The 14,286-nt window shown below is 65.2% G+C and carries 12 protein-coding genes and 1 riboswitch; of the genes, 4 read left to right on the forward strand and 8 right to left on the reverse strand.

The window, feature by feature from the left end; all coding sequences use genetic code 11:
• Positions 1-191: 191 nt before the first annotated feature.
• The 5 genes from uraD to F0311_RS12210 are packed head-to-tail and all read right to left on the reverse strand — an operon-like array spanning position 192 to position 5,600.
• A complete protein-coding gene (gene uraD / locus F0311_RS12190) occupies positions 192-692 on the reverse strand; it encodes a 2-oxo-4-hydroxy-4-carboxy-5-ureidoimidazoline decarboxylase (protein WP_223881310.1) in 501 nt (166 codons plus the stop codon).
• Entirely contained in the window at positions 689-2,002 is a 1,314-nt protein-coding gene (locus tag F0311_RS12195; protein ID WP_150462203.1) for an amidase family protein, read from the reverse strand. The genes uraD and F0311_RS12195 overlap by 4 nt, the downstream gene beginning before the upstream one ends.
• The gene (locus F0311_RS12200; RefSeq protein WP_150462204.1) at positions 1,999-3,087 is read right to left on the reverse strand and encodes an acetamidase/formamidase family protein; all 1,089 of its coding nucleotides are present in this window, start codon (positions 3,085-3,087) and stop codon (positions 1,999-2,001) included. Before F0311_RS12200 ends, F0311_RS12195 begins: the two co-directional genes overlap by 4 nt.
• 9 nt (positions 3,088-3,096) lie before the next feature.
• Positions 3,097-4,251 carry a homoserine O-acetyltransferase MetX gene (metX, locus tag F0311_RS12205; RefSeq protein ID WP_150462205.1) on the reverse strand — a complete coding sequence of 385 codons (1,155 nt, stop codon included), beginning with the start codon at positions 4,249-4,251 and terminating at the stop codon, positions 3,097-3,099.
• An 8-nt stretch (positions 4,252-4,259) separates the two neighbouring features.
• Positions 4,260-5,600 (reverse strand): O-acetylhomoserine aminocarboxypropyltransferase/cysteine synthase family protein, encoded by a 1,341-nt coding sequence (locus F0311_RS12210; protein WP_150462206.1) that lies wholly within the window; start codon positions 5,598-5,600, stop codon positions 4,260-4,262.
• Positions 5,601-5,645: 45 nt separating this feature from the next.
• Positions 5,646-5,787: riboswitch (SAM riboswitch) on the reverse strand.
• A 131-nt stretch (positions 5,788-5,918) separates the two neighbouring features.
• Here F0311_RS12210 and F0311_RS12215 point away from each other — a divergent pair.
• A complete protein-coding gene (locus tag F0311_RS12215; protein WP_150462207.1) occupies positions 5,919-6,872 on the forward strand; it encodes an L-lactate dehydrogenase in 954 nt (317 codons plus the stop codon).
• A 107-nt stretch (positions 6,873-6,979) separates the two neighbouring features.
• On the opposite strand, the gene gluQRS is transcribed toward F0311_RS12215, so the two are convergent.
• The 3 genes from gluQRS to F0311_RS12230 form a co-directional block, all read right to left on the reverse strand.
• Positions 6,980-7,903, reverse strand: coding sequence for a tRNA glutamyl-Q(34) synthetase GluQRS (gene gluQRS, locus F0311_RS12220; RefSeq protein ID WP_150462208.1), 924 nt, complete (start codon positions 7,901-7,903; stop codon positions 6,980-6,982).
• A gap of 132 nt (positions 7,904-8,035) precedes the next feature.
• Positions 8,036-8,827 (reverse strand): SDR family NAD(P)-dependent oxidoreductase, encoded by a 792-nt coding sequence (locus tag F0311_RS12225; protein WP_150462209.1) that lies wholly within the window; start codon positions 8,825-8,827, stop codon positions 8,036-8,038.
• A gap of 34 nt (positions 8,828-8,861) precedes the next feature.
• Positions 8,862-10,046 carry an acetyl-CoA C-acetyltransferase gene (locus tag F0311_RS12230; protein WP_150462210.1) on the reverse strand — a complete coding sequence of 395 codons (1,185 nt, stop codon included), beginning with the start codon at positions 10,044-10,046 and terminating at the stop codon, positions 8,862-8,864.
• Between the two features lie 178 nt (positions 10,047-10,224).
• On the opposite strand from F0311_RS12230, the gene F0311_RS12235 reads away from it, so the two are divergent.
• From F0311_RS12235 to F0311_RS12245, 3 genes are all read left to right on the forward strand, one after another.
• Complete coding sequence (locus F0311_RS12235; RefSeq protein WP_191089910.1) at positions 10,225-11,721, forward strand: CoA-acylating methylmalonate-semialdehyde dehydrogenase; 1,497 nt, start codon at positions 10,225-10,227, stop codon at positions 11,719-11,721.
• Positions 11,722-11,909: 188 nt separating this feature from the next.
• Positions 11,910-12,848, forward strand: a complete 939-nt coding sequence (mmsB, locus tag F0311_RS12240; protein WP_263406273.1) for a 3-hydroxyisobutyrate dehydrogenase — start codon at positions 11,910-11,912, stop codon at positions 12,846-12,848.
• Complete coding sequence (locus F0311_RS12245) at positions 12,845-13,621, forward strand: enoyl-CoA hydratase (protein ID WP_150462211.1); 777 nt, start codon at positions 12,845-12,847, stop codon at positions 13,619-13,621. Before mmsB ends, F0311_RS12245 begins: the two co-directional genes overlap by 4 nt.
• Positions 13,622-14,286: the final 665 nt, after the last annotated feature.

The following is a 14,286-nucleotide window of genomic DNA, read 5'->3' on the forward strand; positions in this document are numbered from 1 at the left end:
GCTGGGAAAACCGGAAGCGAATATCTGTCAGCCAACCAGGACGATGTTAAATTTTGGTGACAAGCGCACTAACTTCCCGTGCCCACGCCATGGCGCTACCTGCCAGCTGCCGCATCTTCCCGGGAAAGAACCACGCTTCAATGTCGGTGACCTGCTGGTTTCTGCGGGCAAACATTACGTGGCACAGAGTCTCAGGAAGTGACTGCGTCCGCCAAGCGGAGAAGGGCAATCTCAGCGAGCTGCTCGCGGCGGATACGCGCCTCGGCGTCGGCGTCGTTCTCCAACCGCCCACGCAATTGGGCGAGCATCTCCTGGTGGGACCGGCCCCTGGCTCGGATCAGGAAAATCCGGTCGAAGCGCTCCTCGTACTCCTTATTGGCCGCCAGCCACTCCTGCTGGGCACGCTCATCCTCGCTGAGGCTGCCCTGCTCAGCACGCGAGGCGCGAGCCTCGACCGACTCACCGGCAGCCTTCTCGCCAATCCGCGGGTGATGCGCCAGAGCGGCGTCGACCTCCTGGTCGGTCCATCCCTCGGCCAAGGCCGCGGCAGTCTCCAGCAGCTGCTCCAAAGAGCTGTACGGGCGGCGGGCCAGAATCCCTGCACGCCAGGAGGCGATCGGCGCGCAGGTGGCCAGGATCTCCCCGACCGCTTCAGCCGATGCAACGTTGAATTCCTCCACACTCAGGCTCACTGCTCACCTGCCAACCGTGCAGCGTAGCGGATCAGCGCTTTGTCACTGCCGGCAGGGCCAATCAGGCTCACTCCGCCGGGCAGGCCGGCGGCAGTGGTGATGGGCACATTCACCGCAGGCAGCCCGGAGAGCCCAGCCACGCAGGTCAGCAGCAGATTACGACGCCGCACCTGGGTTGACCGCTCCGAGCCCGCCTCTGCTTCCTCCACGGTAGGCGCCGCTGAGGCAGCCGAAGGCAGGGCCAGCACTCCGTCAGCCACCCAGGAGCGGATGGTCTCCCGTGCGGTACCCAGCAACTCACGCCCGGCCGCAGCCTGCTCCGCAGTCACCTCTGCGGCCTTGGCATAGCGGGCTGCGACCTCGGGGGTCATCGCCTCCCAGTGCCGGCTGATCCAGTCCCCGTTATTGGCCCAAGCCTCGAAAACCTGCACCTTCTGGAAAGCCTCGTCCAACCAGTACTCCAGGATCTGCGGCTCCGGGCCCAGCAGCTTCTCCGCCGTCTCCCCGTTCAGCTGCTCCAGCCGGGCTACCAGTCCGCCCAGTGCCTCAGCCAGCTCAGAGTCAGCCAGCTCAGCGAGGCTCGGGGCGATCCGCAGCCTGTCCAGCTGCTTATCAGCCTCCCATGCCAGCGGGCCTTTGGGGACGGTGGGGATGGATCCGGTGGTACCCATTCCGCCCAACGCGGAGGGGGCCGAGGGCACAATCTTCTTGGGCCGGGGGACCAGCACCTCGGCCACCTCGGCCAGCAGCTCAGGGGTCCGGGTCAGCCAGCCCACGGTATCGAAGCTCTGAGCCAGCGGGTGCACCCCGGCAATCGGCACCAGGCCGTGGGTGGGGCGGATGCCCCAGAGCCCCTGGTAGGCGGCGGGCACCCGGATAGACCCCCCGGTGTCGGTGCCCAGTCCGATGCTCACCTCACCCAGTGCCACTGCTGCCGCTGAGCCGTTGGAGGATCCGCCGGGAATGCGCCCCGGGGCCGCTGGGTTGGGCGGTGTGCCGTAATGTCCGTTGGTCCCGGCCAGGGAGAGCGCGAACTCATCGGTCTGGGAGATACCGGTGATCTCTGCCCCGGCATCCAGCAGGGCCTGCACCGCAGGTGCGTTGGCCGGCTCGGAGCGCGCCTGGGCCAAGAAGGCGGGGTTGCCCGCCCCGATGGGCTCACCAGCCACTGCGAAGAGGTCCTTGACCGCCACCGTCTCCCCGCTCAGCGGGCCGGTCCTGGCGACAGGGACCAGTGGCGACCCCTTGGTGCGCCATACGGAGCGGTCGTAGGTGTCGGTGTCTGTTTCCGAGGCAGCTGGTGTACTCATATCTGGCTCCTGACGTCGACATCTCGGAAATCGGCTTTGCGCACAGCTGCATGGACACCCTTGACGATGTCCACCACCTGGGAGATGTGGAAGTCGGTGGCTGCCGAGAGGTAGGCATAGGCATGCTCGGCGTCCAGGCCCCAGCGGGCCTGCAGCAGGGCGAGGCAAGAGCGCACACAGTTCTGCACAGCCAGGTCCAGGTCCTCGTCCAGCCCGGTGGGGATGAGGAACTCCTCCGTCTCGGCGATCGGTCCCGCCTGTTCGCCGAACTGCCGGACCGCCTCCTCCCGGGCCACCACCTCGAACTGCACGGTCCCGCGCAGACTGGCCTCCATCGCGGTCAGCGCCACCTCCCCGTCCCCCTGGGCGAAGTGCGGGTCACCCAGAAACGCCAAAGCACCTGGTACCTGCACCGGCAGATACAGCGAGGACCCCTCAGTGAGCATCCGGATGTCGATGTTCCCGCCGTGGGCACCCGGGGGCACCGAGTGGGGGCGGGCGTCGTCGTCGACTGCCACCCCAATGGTGCCGAAGAACGGTTCGAGCGGGAATCTGATGCTGCGTAACGCTCCTGCGGCCGGGGCGATGGTGCCCTGCTCAGCGTCCACTCCGGCGAAGACCGAGACATTGCGCTCCCCTCGGGGGAACTCGGGCAGGGCACCCTTGCCGTGTCGGTTGGAGATCACCCCGTATGGCACTCGGCGCTCCAGCTTCACAATGGTGACTTTGAGCAGGTCCCCGGGCTGTGCCCCCTCCACATAGATGGGTCCGGTGTTGACATGCGGGCCGTCGGTGCGCGGATCGCGCGGATGGTCGCTTGCGGCCAGTGCGGCGGCATCGGTGAGCACCTGCTCGGCCTCCACGCCGTAGGAGCCGAAATAGGCTACCGGGTCCCTGCCCTGGTCCTCCAGGATGCCTTCGTGGGAGATGGTGTCCACCGTGACGGTCTCGCCGGGGCTGATCCGCAGCACCGGGGCGTCATTGCGGGCGGGCAGCCGTCCCCAGAACACGGTGTCCAGCTCAGCGGGGAGATAGTGCGGGACATTCTCGGGAAGGTGTTCGCCGGGCTGCAGGATTCGAGTCACCCTGCCACCCTATAGGCCGAGCGTTACACGAATTTCACGTCCCAGCTGCTCAGCAGAGGTGAGAAAACCGTCATGGCCGATGTGTGAGGTGATCAGGTGCACCTGGTGCTCTCCGGGGATGAGGTCGGCGATCTGCTGGGACTGTTCGGGGAAGTAGAGCCGGTCGGTGTCCACTGCGGCCAAGAACGGAGTGGCGCTGACCTGCCCCAGGGCGGCTTCCACTCCCCCGCGGTGGCGGCCCACATCGTGGCTGATCAGCGCTTCGCCCAGGGTGATGTAGGCATTCGGGTCGAACCGCTGGGTGAGCTTGGCGGCCTGGTGGTCCAGATAGGACTCCACCTGGTACCTGCCAGTACGACGCCGTCCGCCGGCCAGCTGGGTGCCCGCGAACGGGTTCTCTGCCCCTTGGGGGGAGCGGCCGAAGCGCAGGCCCAGCTCGGCCTCGGTACGGTAGGTGATATGCGCGATCCGGCGGGCCAGGCCCAGCCCGGCCTGCGGCTTGTCTCCGGCGTAGTAGTCCCCGCCGTTGAAGTGCGGGTCATTGCGGATGGCCAATACCTGGGCCTGGCCGAAAGCGATCTGCTCGGCGGTGGAGGCCGCCCCGCAGGCGAAGACCCCGAAGCTGCGCACGAACTCCGGGTAGGTCACCGCCCACTCCAGGGCACGGGCCCCGCCCATGGAGCCACCGACCACAGAGTGCAGTCGGGTGACCCCCAGATGGTCCAGCAGCCGTTTCTCCAGGTGTACTGAGTCGCGGATGGTCACGAACGGGAACCGTGAGCCCCACGGGGTGCCGTCGGGGTCGGCCGAGCCTGGTCCGGTGGAGCCGTAGCAGCCGCCCACCATGGCCGGGGCGATCACAAACCAGCGGGAGGTGTCGATGGGCCGGCCCTCTCCCAATAAGCCTTCCCACCAGCCAGCTGACGGGTCAGCGGGACTAGAGGCCACATGGGAGTCCCCGGTCAAGGCGTGGGCCACCAGCACGGCGTTGTCGCCTGCGGCGTTCAGCTCACCCCAGGTCTCGTAGGCCAGTGTGATGGCAGGCAACTGGCCGCCGGTCTCAAAGGTGAAGGCACCGGCGTCGTATGTTTTCAGGGCACCGGCAGGGCGGGTGCCATAGTCGTTCTCAACTGCACCCACCTTCTCCTCCGGCACCAGGGACATCAGCCGACTCAGTCCTCGGCCTTGGCCAGCGCTTGGTCGAGGTCAGCGATGATGTCATCGATATGCTCCAGACCCACCGAGAGGCGCACCAGTCCGGGTTTGACTCCGGCTGCGCGCTGGTCCTCCGGAGACAGCTGGCGGTGGGTGGTGGAGGCCGGGTGGATGGCCAGCGAGCGCACATCGCCCACATTGGCCACCAGGGAGTGCAGTTTAAGGGTGTCCACCAGCTCCTGGCCCTTGGCCACGGCCTTCTCCGGGTCACGCTCATGCAGCTCGAAACTCAGCACAGCACCGACCCCCTTCGGCAGGTATGTCTGGCCGCGCTCATAACAGGGGCTGGACTCCAGCCCGGAGTAGAAGACCCGGCGGACTGCGCGGTGGCTCTCCAGATATTCGGCGACCTTCTGCGCATTCTGGACGTGGCGTTCCACACGCAGGCTGAGCGTCTCCAACCCCAGGTTGATCTCAAAGGCGTTGTGCGGGGAGAGGGCGGGCCCGATATCGCGCAGCAGCTGCACCCGGGCCTTGAGGATGTAGGAGAGATTGACCCCGAAGATGCCCTCAGGTCCCAGGTCACGGCCGAAGACCAGCCCATGGTAGCTCTCATCGGGCTGGTTGAAACCTGGGAACCTCTCTGGGTGCTGGGCGTAGTCGAACTTTCCAGAGTCCACTACGACGCCGGCAATAGCAGTGCCGTGCCCGCCCAAGAACTTGGTGGCCGAGTGCACCACCACATCGGCGCCGAAGTCGAATGGCCGCAGCAGGTAGGGGGTGGGCAGGGTGTTGTCGACGATCAGCGGGGCGCCGTATTCGTGGGCGATGGTCGCGACTGACTCGATGTCTAATACGTCAGTGCGTGGATTGGCTACGGTCTCGGCGAAGAAGGCCACCGTGTTGTCCCGAATCTCTGCACGCCAGGACTCCGGGTCGTCAGGGTCCTCCACAAAACTGATCTCCACCCCGAACTTGGGCAGGGTGTGCTTGAACAGATTCTGAGTGCCGCCGTAGAGGGAGGGCGAGGCCACTACGTGGCTGCCGGCTTCGGCGATGTTCAGCAGGGCTAGGGTGGTGGCGGCCTGTCCGGATCCCACTGCCAACGCACCAACTCCGCCCTCAAGGGCCGCGATCTTGTCCTCCACTGCCTGCACCGTGGGGTTGCCAATCCGGGAGTAGATGGGGGCGATCTCTTCCAGCCCGAAGCGTTTGGCCGCAGCCTGGGTATCGGGGAACACGAAGCTGGTGGTCTGCTGGATAGGCAGTGCTCGGGCTCCTGACCCTGGGTCAGGCTGGACTCCGGCATGGATCTGCAGGGTCTCAAATTTAGGCTGGGTGCTGTTCTGCTCGCTCATGATGGTGCTCCAGTGGTCTCTAAGACCTGCACTGGCAGCCAGTGAGGTCCGCGCTTGCCGTCACGGGGCGTTCCGTGCGGCCAGGTCGTCACCCGGGGCACCCCACCGCGGATCGGGAGAATCTCAACGATTCACCCTGGAGGGTTGCCGGCCAGCAAACCGGGGTTTGGCACTGGCACTCTTGACCTAATCCACAAGTTTGCTGAAAGTGCGGTGCGTGTGCAAGTCGCCGCGCAATATTCTGCAATCTGGAACATTGCCGTTGTGATCTGTTTCCGGTGCTGGTACTGGACCCAGCTGCTGTGCAAGGCTTGGACTATGAGTGCTATTGAGAACTCCACCCTGGCCATCATCGGGGCCGGAAGCGTGGGCACCTCCACCGCCTATGCGGCGATGATCCGCGGCTCAGCCCGGCATGTCCGGCTTTATGACATCAACGCAGCCAAGGTCGAGGCCGAGGTGCTGGATCTTGCCCACGGCAGCCAGTTCACCGGTGCCAGCGATATCGACGGCGGGGACGACCTCAAGCACGTTGAGGGCGCAGACGTGGTGGTGATCACCGCAGGGGCCAAGCAGGACCCGGGGCAGAGTCGCCTGGATCTGGCCGCCACCAATGTCCGCATCCTCGAAGACCTGATGCCGCAGTTGGTCGAGCGGGCACCGCAGGCAATCTTCCTGCTCGTCACCAACCCCTGCGATGTCCTCACTGTGGCAGCCCAGCAGATCACTGAACTTCCCTCGCACCGGATCTTCTCCTCCGGCACTGTGCTGGACACCGCACGGCTGCGCTGGCAGCTGGCCCGCCGCGCCGGGGTCGCTCAGCAGAGTGTGCACGCCACCATTGTCGGTGAGCACGGCGATACCGAGTTCCCCCTGTGGTCCACCGCCACCATCGGCACCACCCCGCTGCTGGACTGGCAGCAGCACGGCCAGGCTGTGTTCACTGCAGAGAGCCTGGAGAACATCGCAGATCAGGTTCGCACTGCCGCATACCAGGTGATCCAGGGCAAAGGAGCCACCAACTACGCGATCGGCCTCTCCGCGGCCCGGATCGTGGAAGCTATCTTCAACGATGAGCATGCCGTGCTGCCCGTCAGCACTGTGCTCAACGGGTTCCAAGGTATCGCCGGCACCGCCCTGTCCATCCCTAGTGTCATCTCCGCCCATGGCGCCGAGCCGGTACTCACCACACCGTTTACCGAGCAGGAGGCCCAGCACTTACAGGCCTCTGCCGAAGCGCTCACACAAGCCCAGAAAAGCCTAGGAATCTGACCACGGCGGTGAGGAGCCTTCCACGACCAGATACGTACCTCGCCACTTCGGCGCCACGCCTGCACGTTTGGTGTGTTGAAATCTCCGAATCGGGTCCCCACAGAAGGTTATTCCGGGGATTTCAGCACACCATCTGGAGTGGAAGTGACCATCCAGGGCTCCAGGGGCAGGGCGGCGGCGTCGAAGGCTGCCAGCACCTTGTCCAACGGCCCCGGCGGGAGGTTGAGTGAGCCCAAGAGACTGTCACGAACCTGCTCTGCGGCGACACCCTGCTCAGCCAACTGGCCCAGGGTGACCGCACCGTCGCGCTTGGCCAAGCGCTTGCCTTGCGCGTTCACTACCAGCGGCACATGGGCGTACTGCACAGCCTGGACGGCAGTCTGACCGTAGAGCAGCCCACGCAGATAGGCCTGCCGGGGCGCGGAGTCGGCCAGGTCATCTGCCCGAACTACCTGGTCCACCCCGGACAGCTGGTCATCGACCACCACCGCCAGGTTGTAGGCGGCGGCCCCATCATTGCGTGCCAGTACAAAGTCATCCACCGCCGCAGTCACTGATCCCAGCAGCTGATCCTGGACTGTGAACTCAGTACGCTCAGTACACAGCCGCAAGGCTGGCGGTCGCTCGGTACGACGACGCCCCCGCTCCTCATCGGTCAGCTCACGGCAAGTGCCGGGATAGGCTCCAGGTGGCGCGTGCGGGGCACGCGGGGCCTCCTGGATCTCACGGCGAGTGCAGAAGCACTCATAGACCAGGCCTTGAGCACTCAGCTGCGCCACGGCGTCGTGGTAATAGCGCTGACGGTGGGACTGGTACACGGGCTCCCCGTCAAAGGTGATCCCGAGGGCGCCGAGGTCTGCCAGTTGGCGGTCGGCAGAGCCGGGCACCGTGCGCCCGGTGTCCAGATCCTCATAGCGCAGCATGAACTCCCGGCCCGAGGCTTTGGCGAAGAGCCAGGCGAGGATCGCAGTGCGCAGATTCCCCAGATGCAGGTCTCCCGAAGGACTCGGTGCATACCTGCCAGCAGACATGGTCAACAGCCTACTTCCGGCAGCGGTGCCGTCATCTGCCCAAAGCTGCTGACAATGCCGAGCGTTACAGCACTGGGCGATGCGAACAGGTCTAGGCAGAGCGGAAAGGTCAAGGAATCAGCGCCCTTATCCTTACTTGGGCTCGAGTCTGATCGCTCCGTCGAGGCGAATCGTTTCTCCGTTGAGCATAGGGTTGGCGATGATCTGCAGAACCGTCTGGGCGTAGTCCTCAGGTTTGCCGAGCCGGGCCGGGTGCAGGGTCTTGGCGCGCAGGGATTCCTTGGCCGCCTCGGGCAGTCCGGCCATCATCGGGGTCTCAAACAGTCCTGGGGCGATGGTCACCACCCGGATGGCGTGAGCGGCCAGTTCGCGGGCCGCAGGCAGGGTCAGTGCGGCCACCGCGCCTTTGGAGGCGGAGTAGGCGATCTGGCCGATCTGGCCGTCGAAGGCGGCCACCGAGGCGGTGTTGATCAATACTCCGCGATCCTCCCCGGCGAGCGCATTCTCAGTCATCGCGGCAGCCGCCGCAGTCATCAGGTTCACGGTACCGCCGGTGTTTATGGCCAGAACCTTCATGAAGGTGCCAGCCGGCAGCGGTCCCTTACGGCCTAGCAACTTGCCCGGAGTGGCGATTCCGGCGCAGCTGATCGCCGCACGCAGCGGGCCGCGCTTCACAGCACGTGCCACGGCGTCTGCGCTGGTCTGCGGGTCGGTGACGTCTCCGGGATGGAACTGGGCGCCTTCCCCCAGAGCTGCCACCGCATCTGCCCGGGCGGTGGAGTCTGGAGCATCGGGCAAGTCGATCACCACTACCTGGGCGCCGGCCTCCACCAAGGCGGCGGCGGTGGCGTAGCCGAGTCCGGAGGCTCCTCCGGTGACCACTGCGCTGGATTCAGTGAGGCTGAGCGGTGCGTTCAGTGCCATTGTTGTTCTCCCTGGTTGGTGTCCCTAGTTGCTTTCAGCTGTTGACGTGCAGGATCAGGGCGTCGCCCTGGCCGCCGCCCCCGCAGAGGGCGGCCGCTCCGGTGCCGCCGCCGCGGCGGCCCAGCTCCAGAGCCAGGTGCAGCAGCAGGCGGGCCCCGGACATGCCCACCGGATGGCCCAGGGCGATCGCCCCGCCATTGACGTTGACGATCTCCTCACGGACCCCCAGCTGACGCATGGAAGCAGCCGAGACTGCGGCAAAGGCCTCGTTGATCTCGATCAGATCCAGATCAGCGGCCCCGATCCCAGCCTTGGCGCAAGCAGCCTCAATGGCATTGGCCGGCTGCAGCTGCAACGAAGAGTCCGGACCGGCCACCATGCCGTGGGCACCGATCCGCGCGATCCAGTTCAGCCCCAGCGCCTCGGCTTTGGCCCGGGACATCACCACCAGGGCACAGGCCCCGTCAGAGATCTGTGAAGCCGAGCCAGCGGTGACCGTGCCTTCTTTGCCGAAGGCCGGGCGCAGCTTGCCCAAAGACTCCGGGGTGGTCTGCGGGCGGATGCCCTCATCGGCCTCGATCACCATCTCATCACCGCGCCGCTGCGGAATACGGACCGGCACGATCTCCTCGGCGAACAGGCCAGCCTCCGCGGCACGAGCAGCCCGCTGATGCGAACTAGCGGCAATCCGGTCCTGCTCCTCACGGGAGACCTCCAGGGCATGGCCATTGCAGGATTCGGTCAGCGCTCCCATGGACTGGCTGGTGGCCTGGTCGTAGAGGGCGTCGTAGGCCATGGAATCCACCAAGGCGGCGTCGCCATATTTGATCCCGGTGCGCGAAGCAGGCAGCAAATGCGGAGCCTGGGACATCGACTCCATACCACCGGCCACCACCACCTCGGACTCCCCAGCGCGGATCATCTGATCAGCAGTAGCTACCGCGTTCAGCCCAGAGAGGCAGACCTTATTCACAGTGATGGCAGGAACCGAGGCGGGGATCCCCCCGGCGATAGCCGCAGTCCGCGCGGGGTTCTGCCCCGCACCAGCCTGGATCACCTGACCCATCACCACATAGTCCACCGCATCCCCGCTGATCCCGGCCCGCTGCAGAGCACCGGAGACGGCGACGCCACCCAACTCAGCTGCAGAGCGGGAGGATAAGCCACCCAGCAGCCTCCCCATCGGAGTACGAGCACCGGCTACAATCACTGATTCCACGAAAGACCTCTCTGTCTGTTCAGGGTCTGTTTGTCCTCGGCCTGTTCTTCCAGGCACAGGAACGTCAGAAATTTAGTTGCACGTCCAACCACCTGGGCATAGGCTAACAGATGAGAGATGGATCACACCCTTCGGGCCCTGCGCGGAGCACCGAAGACCCCCGTGCAAAGGAGCACTGATGGCACAACTGACCCACTTCATCCATGGCGAGCATATCCAAGGCACCTCTGGCCGCACCAGAGAGGTGTTCAACCCGGTGCGCGGCGAGGTGAGCGCCCAGGTGCCGCTGGCTAGCTGGGAGGAGGTTACCGCGGCAGTGGACTCCGCCCAGCGGGCCTTCGGCGAGTGGTCGGCTGTCAACCCGCAGCGCCGCGGACGCATCCTGCTGAAGTGGGTGGATCTGATCAACCAGCACCGCGACGAGCTGGCCGAGGCGCTCTCCAATGAGCACGGCAAGACCTTTGAGGATGCTAAGGGCGATATCCAGCGCGGGGTGGAGGTGGTGGAATTCGGCGCCGGCGCCCCGCACCTGCTCAAGGGTGAGTTCAGCCATAATGTGGCCACCGGGATGGACGTGCACAGTCTGCGCCAGCCCCTCGGCGTGGTCGCTGGGATCACTCCGTTCAACTTCCCAGCCATGATCCCGCTGTGGAAAGCCGGGATCGCCCTAGCCGCCGGCAACACTTTTGTGCTCAAACCTTCCGAACGCGATCCCTCGGTCCCACTGCGGCTGGCTGAGCTGGCACGTGAAGCCGGGATGCCGCCGGGCACGCTCAACGTGGTCAACGGGGACAAGGAAGCGGTGGATGCCCTGATTGAGGACCCCCGGGTCAAAGCCGTGGGCTTTGTGGGCTCCACCCCCATCGCCCAGTCCATCTACTCTGCGGCCGCTGCCGCCGGCAAGCGGGCCCAGTGCTTCGGCGGGGCCAAGAATCATATGGTGATCATGCCCGATGCTGACCTGGACCAGGCCGCCGATGCGCTCATCGGCGCCGGCTACGGCTCAGCCGGCGAGCGCTGTATGGCGATCTCGGTGGCTGTCCCGGTGGGTGAGGCCACTGCTGAGGCACTGCGCGAGAAGCTCCTGGCGCGGATCAGCAAGCTCACTGTGGGCCCCTCCTTGGACCCGGTCAGCGACTTCGGGCCGGTGGTCGGTGCAGATGCCAAGGAACGGATTGAGGACTATATTGCTGCCGGGGCGGATGAGGGGGCGGAACTGGTGGTGGACGGCCGCGGCGTCGTCGTACCCGGTCATCCCAATGGCTTCTGGGTGGGCGCCACCCTGTTCGACCATGTCACCCCCGATATGCGGATTTACCGGGAGGAGATCTTCGGGCCGGTGCTGTGTATTGTGCGAGCCGCCGACTATGAGGCTGCATTACGGCTGCCCAGTGAACACGAATTCGGCAACGGGGTGGCCATCTTCACCCGCGACGGTGACACCGCCCGGGACTTCACCTCCCGCGTGGAAGTGGGGATGGTGGGGGTCAATGTGCCGATCCCGGTGCCGATTGCGTACTACACCTTCGGCGGCTGGAAGGCCTCCGGATTCGGGGACCTCAACCAGCACGGCACCGACGGGCTGAGGTTCTACACCAAGACCAAAACGGTGAGCACGCGCTGGCCCTCCGGGCTGAAAGAGGGCGCGAGCTTCATCATGCCGGAGGGAAGCTGATGGCAGGGATGAAACCAACAACGGGTGAGGTTGGCAGCGAAGCGGGCGAGCCGACTTCAGGCGTGACCAGCACTGACGACGCCGTCACCGTGAGCAAAGAGCACAGTGATGCTGCAACTTCAGGCGTGAAGGCTGGCCTAAGCCAGCCGAGAGGGGCCCGGGGTCTCCCCGCCCCCGGGACCAGCACTGTGGCGTTCATCGGGCTGGGCAATATGGGCGGGCCGATGGCCGCGAATCTGGTCAAGGCTGGGGTGGATGTGTGGGGGTACGACGTCGTCCCCTCTGCCATGGAGACCGCACGGGCCAACGGAGTCCAGGTGGTGGAGGATCCGCTGGAAGCCGTGCCCCGGGCCGATGTGGTGCTCACTATGCTGCCCTCTGGCCAGCATGTGATCTCCGCCTACCAGGACTCCCCTGGGCTGCTCTCAGCCGCTGGGCCCGGCACCATCTTCCTAGACTGCTCGACGATCAATATTTCCGAAGCGCAGCAGGCGGCTGAGTTGGCCCAGGCTGCCGGCTTCCGGGCTGCCGATGCACCGGTTTCCGGCGGGGTTGTGGGCGCCGAGGCCGGCACTCTGGCGTTCATGGTAGGTGCCAGCGCAGAGGTCTTCGCAGAGGTCGAGCCGCTGTTAGACATCATGGGCGCCCGGGCGATCCACTGCGGGGGCAACGGGTTGGGCCAGGCGGCCAAGATCTGTAACAACATGATTCTGGGCGTCACCCAGATCGCAGTCGGTGAGGCCTTTGTGCTGGGTGAGAAGCTGGGGCTGACCCACCAGGCGCTTTACGATGTGGTCTCCAAGGCCTCCGGGCAGTGCTGGGCGGTGACCACCAACTGTCCGGTGCCCGGCCCGGTGCCGAGCTCACCAGCGAACCGGGACTATCAGCCCGGATTCGCTGGCGCCCTGATGGCCAAGGACCTCAACCTGGCCGCCAACGCCCTGGATGAGCAGGGGGTCCGTGCCCAGCTGGGCCGCCTGGCCACCGCTATCTACACTGAGTTCGCCGCCGGTGAGGGCGCGGGCCAGGATTTTTCTGCGATCATCAATACCATCCGCGAGGACTCCCAGCATCAGAGCTCTGGGCCTGAAAACTCCTCAGCACCACTGGCAAAGGACACTACATGACTGAGTACACCACCATCCTGGTCTCCGCTGAGGGCCGGGTAGGCACCATCCAGCTGAACCGACCAAAGGCGCTGAACGCGCTGAATGAGACGGTGATGGAGGAGGTGATCTCCGCGGCGTCGGACTTTGATGCCGACTCAGCTGTTGGGGCGATCGTGCTCACCGGTTCAGAGAAGGCTTTTGCTGCCGGAGCCGATATCAAGCAGATGGCGCAGATGGACTACCCGGCTATGTACGCCGCCGACTTCTTTCAGCGCTGGGAGGACTTCGCCAAGCTGCGCACTCCGATTGTGGCTGCGGTCAACGGCTACGCCCTGGGCGGGGGATGCGAGCTGGCCATGATGACCGATGTGATCATCGCCGGGGAGAGTGCAAAGTTCGGCCAGCCCGAAATCAACTTGGGCGTGATTCCTGGGATGGGCGGATCCCAGCGGCTGGCCCGCTCGGTGGGCAAGGCTAAGGCGATGGATATGGTGCTCACCGGCCGGCATATTGACGCCGCGGAGGCCGAGCGGATCGGTCTGGTCTCCCGGGTGGTGCCTGATGAGCAGACCGTGGCGGAGGCTGCGAAGGTGGCCGAGACCATTGCAGCGAAGTCCAAGCCGGCTGCCCAGCTGGCCAAGGAGGCGGTGACCACTGCCTTTGAGACCCCGCTGAGTCAGGGCCTGCTCTTTGAGCGGCGGATCTTCCACTCCCTGTTCTCCACCGAAGACCAGGCTGAGGGTATGTCAGCCTTCGCTGAAAAGCGCGACCCGCGGTGGAAGCATCGCTGAGCTGAAGCCGCGCGGGTCTAGAGCGCGTCTGATGTAATGCTTGGTCCAGGCGATGACGCCGTGCAGTGGGGCTGCAGCGCCGAATGTGGTGGCCAACTCGTCGTAGCCGGTGGTGATGCCTCGCCATTGTTTCAGGTGGCAGAACCCGCGGTTCAACGATGGTAGGGCCCTTGCAGCGCTCAGTGTTGAACGTCCGGGCCTGCCGTCCTTGGTGCCGCGGTGCCGTCGGTGGCATTTCTAGTCCTCGGGCTCTGCAATGGTGGCAGTGCTCCCGCGGTCGCGCTGGCATGTGCGGATCGCACGGGATCAGGAGGCTTTATCGCCCAGCAGCCCGGACCCAACCTGGACCGGCAAGAGCTGCCGCACACCGCAACATCTTGTGACTATTCTTAGGTGTTCGGAGCGCCTCAGGGAGACTCTGCCATCAAGAAGAATGTGTCTGAGCTTGCTTGCGGCGTTGGATGGTTAGCAGGATGAATACTGCACCTGATCCCAGCAGTAATGCCCAGACTGGCGAAATGCTGGTTTCGGACCACGCAGTAGCTACTCCTGCGATACCGAGGATCAACCCGATAAGGGCCAGTAAGACCCCGATGCCAGTAAGTAGTTTCGAGTTCATAATCACCATTCAGGTTGTGACCAGCAGACCGGGGCAGGTCCAGTAC

Origin of the sequence: Nesterenkonia ebinurensis (assembly GCF_008711175.1) — a bacterium.
Taxonomy (GTDB): Bacteria; Actinomycetota; Actinomycetes; order Actinomycetales; family Micrococcaceae; genus Nesterenkonia; species Nesterenkonia ebinurensis.

Bases quoted from the DNA above. Each gene is read 5' to 3' on its own strand.
- F0311_RS12225 (WP_150462209.1), bottom strand. From the start codon at position 8,827: ATGGCACTGAACGCACCGCTCAGCCTCACTGAATCCAGCGCAGTGGTC.
- F0311_RS12215 (WP_150462207.1), top strand. From the start codon at position 5,919: ATGAGTGCTATTGAGAACTCCACCCTGGCCATCATCGGGGCCGGAAGC.
- metX (WP_150462205.1), bottom strand. From the start codon at position 4,251: ATGTCCCTGGTGCCGGAGGAGAAGGTGGGTGCAGTTGAGAACGACTAT.
- F0311_RS12195 (WP_150462203.1), bottom strand. From the start codon at position 2,002: ATGAGTACACCAGCTGCCTCGGAAACAGACACCGACACCTACGACCGC.
- F0311_RS12245 (WP_150462211.1), top strand. From the start codon at position 12,845: ATGACTGAGTACACCACCATCCTGGTCTCCGCTGAGGGCCGGGTAGGC.
- F0311_RS12210 (WP_150462206.1), bottom strand. From the start codon at position 5,600: ATGAGCGAGCAGAACAGCACCCAGCCTAAATTTGAGACCCTGCAGATC.
- gluQRS (WP_150462208.1), bottom strand. From the start codon at position 7,903: ATGTCTGCTGGCAGGTATGCACCGAGTCCTTCGGGAGACCTGCATCTG.
- F0311_RS12235 (WP_191089910.1), top strand. From the start codon at position 10,225: ATGGCACAACTGACCCACTTCATCCATGGCGAGCATATCCAAGGCACC.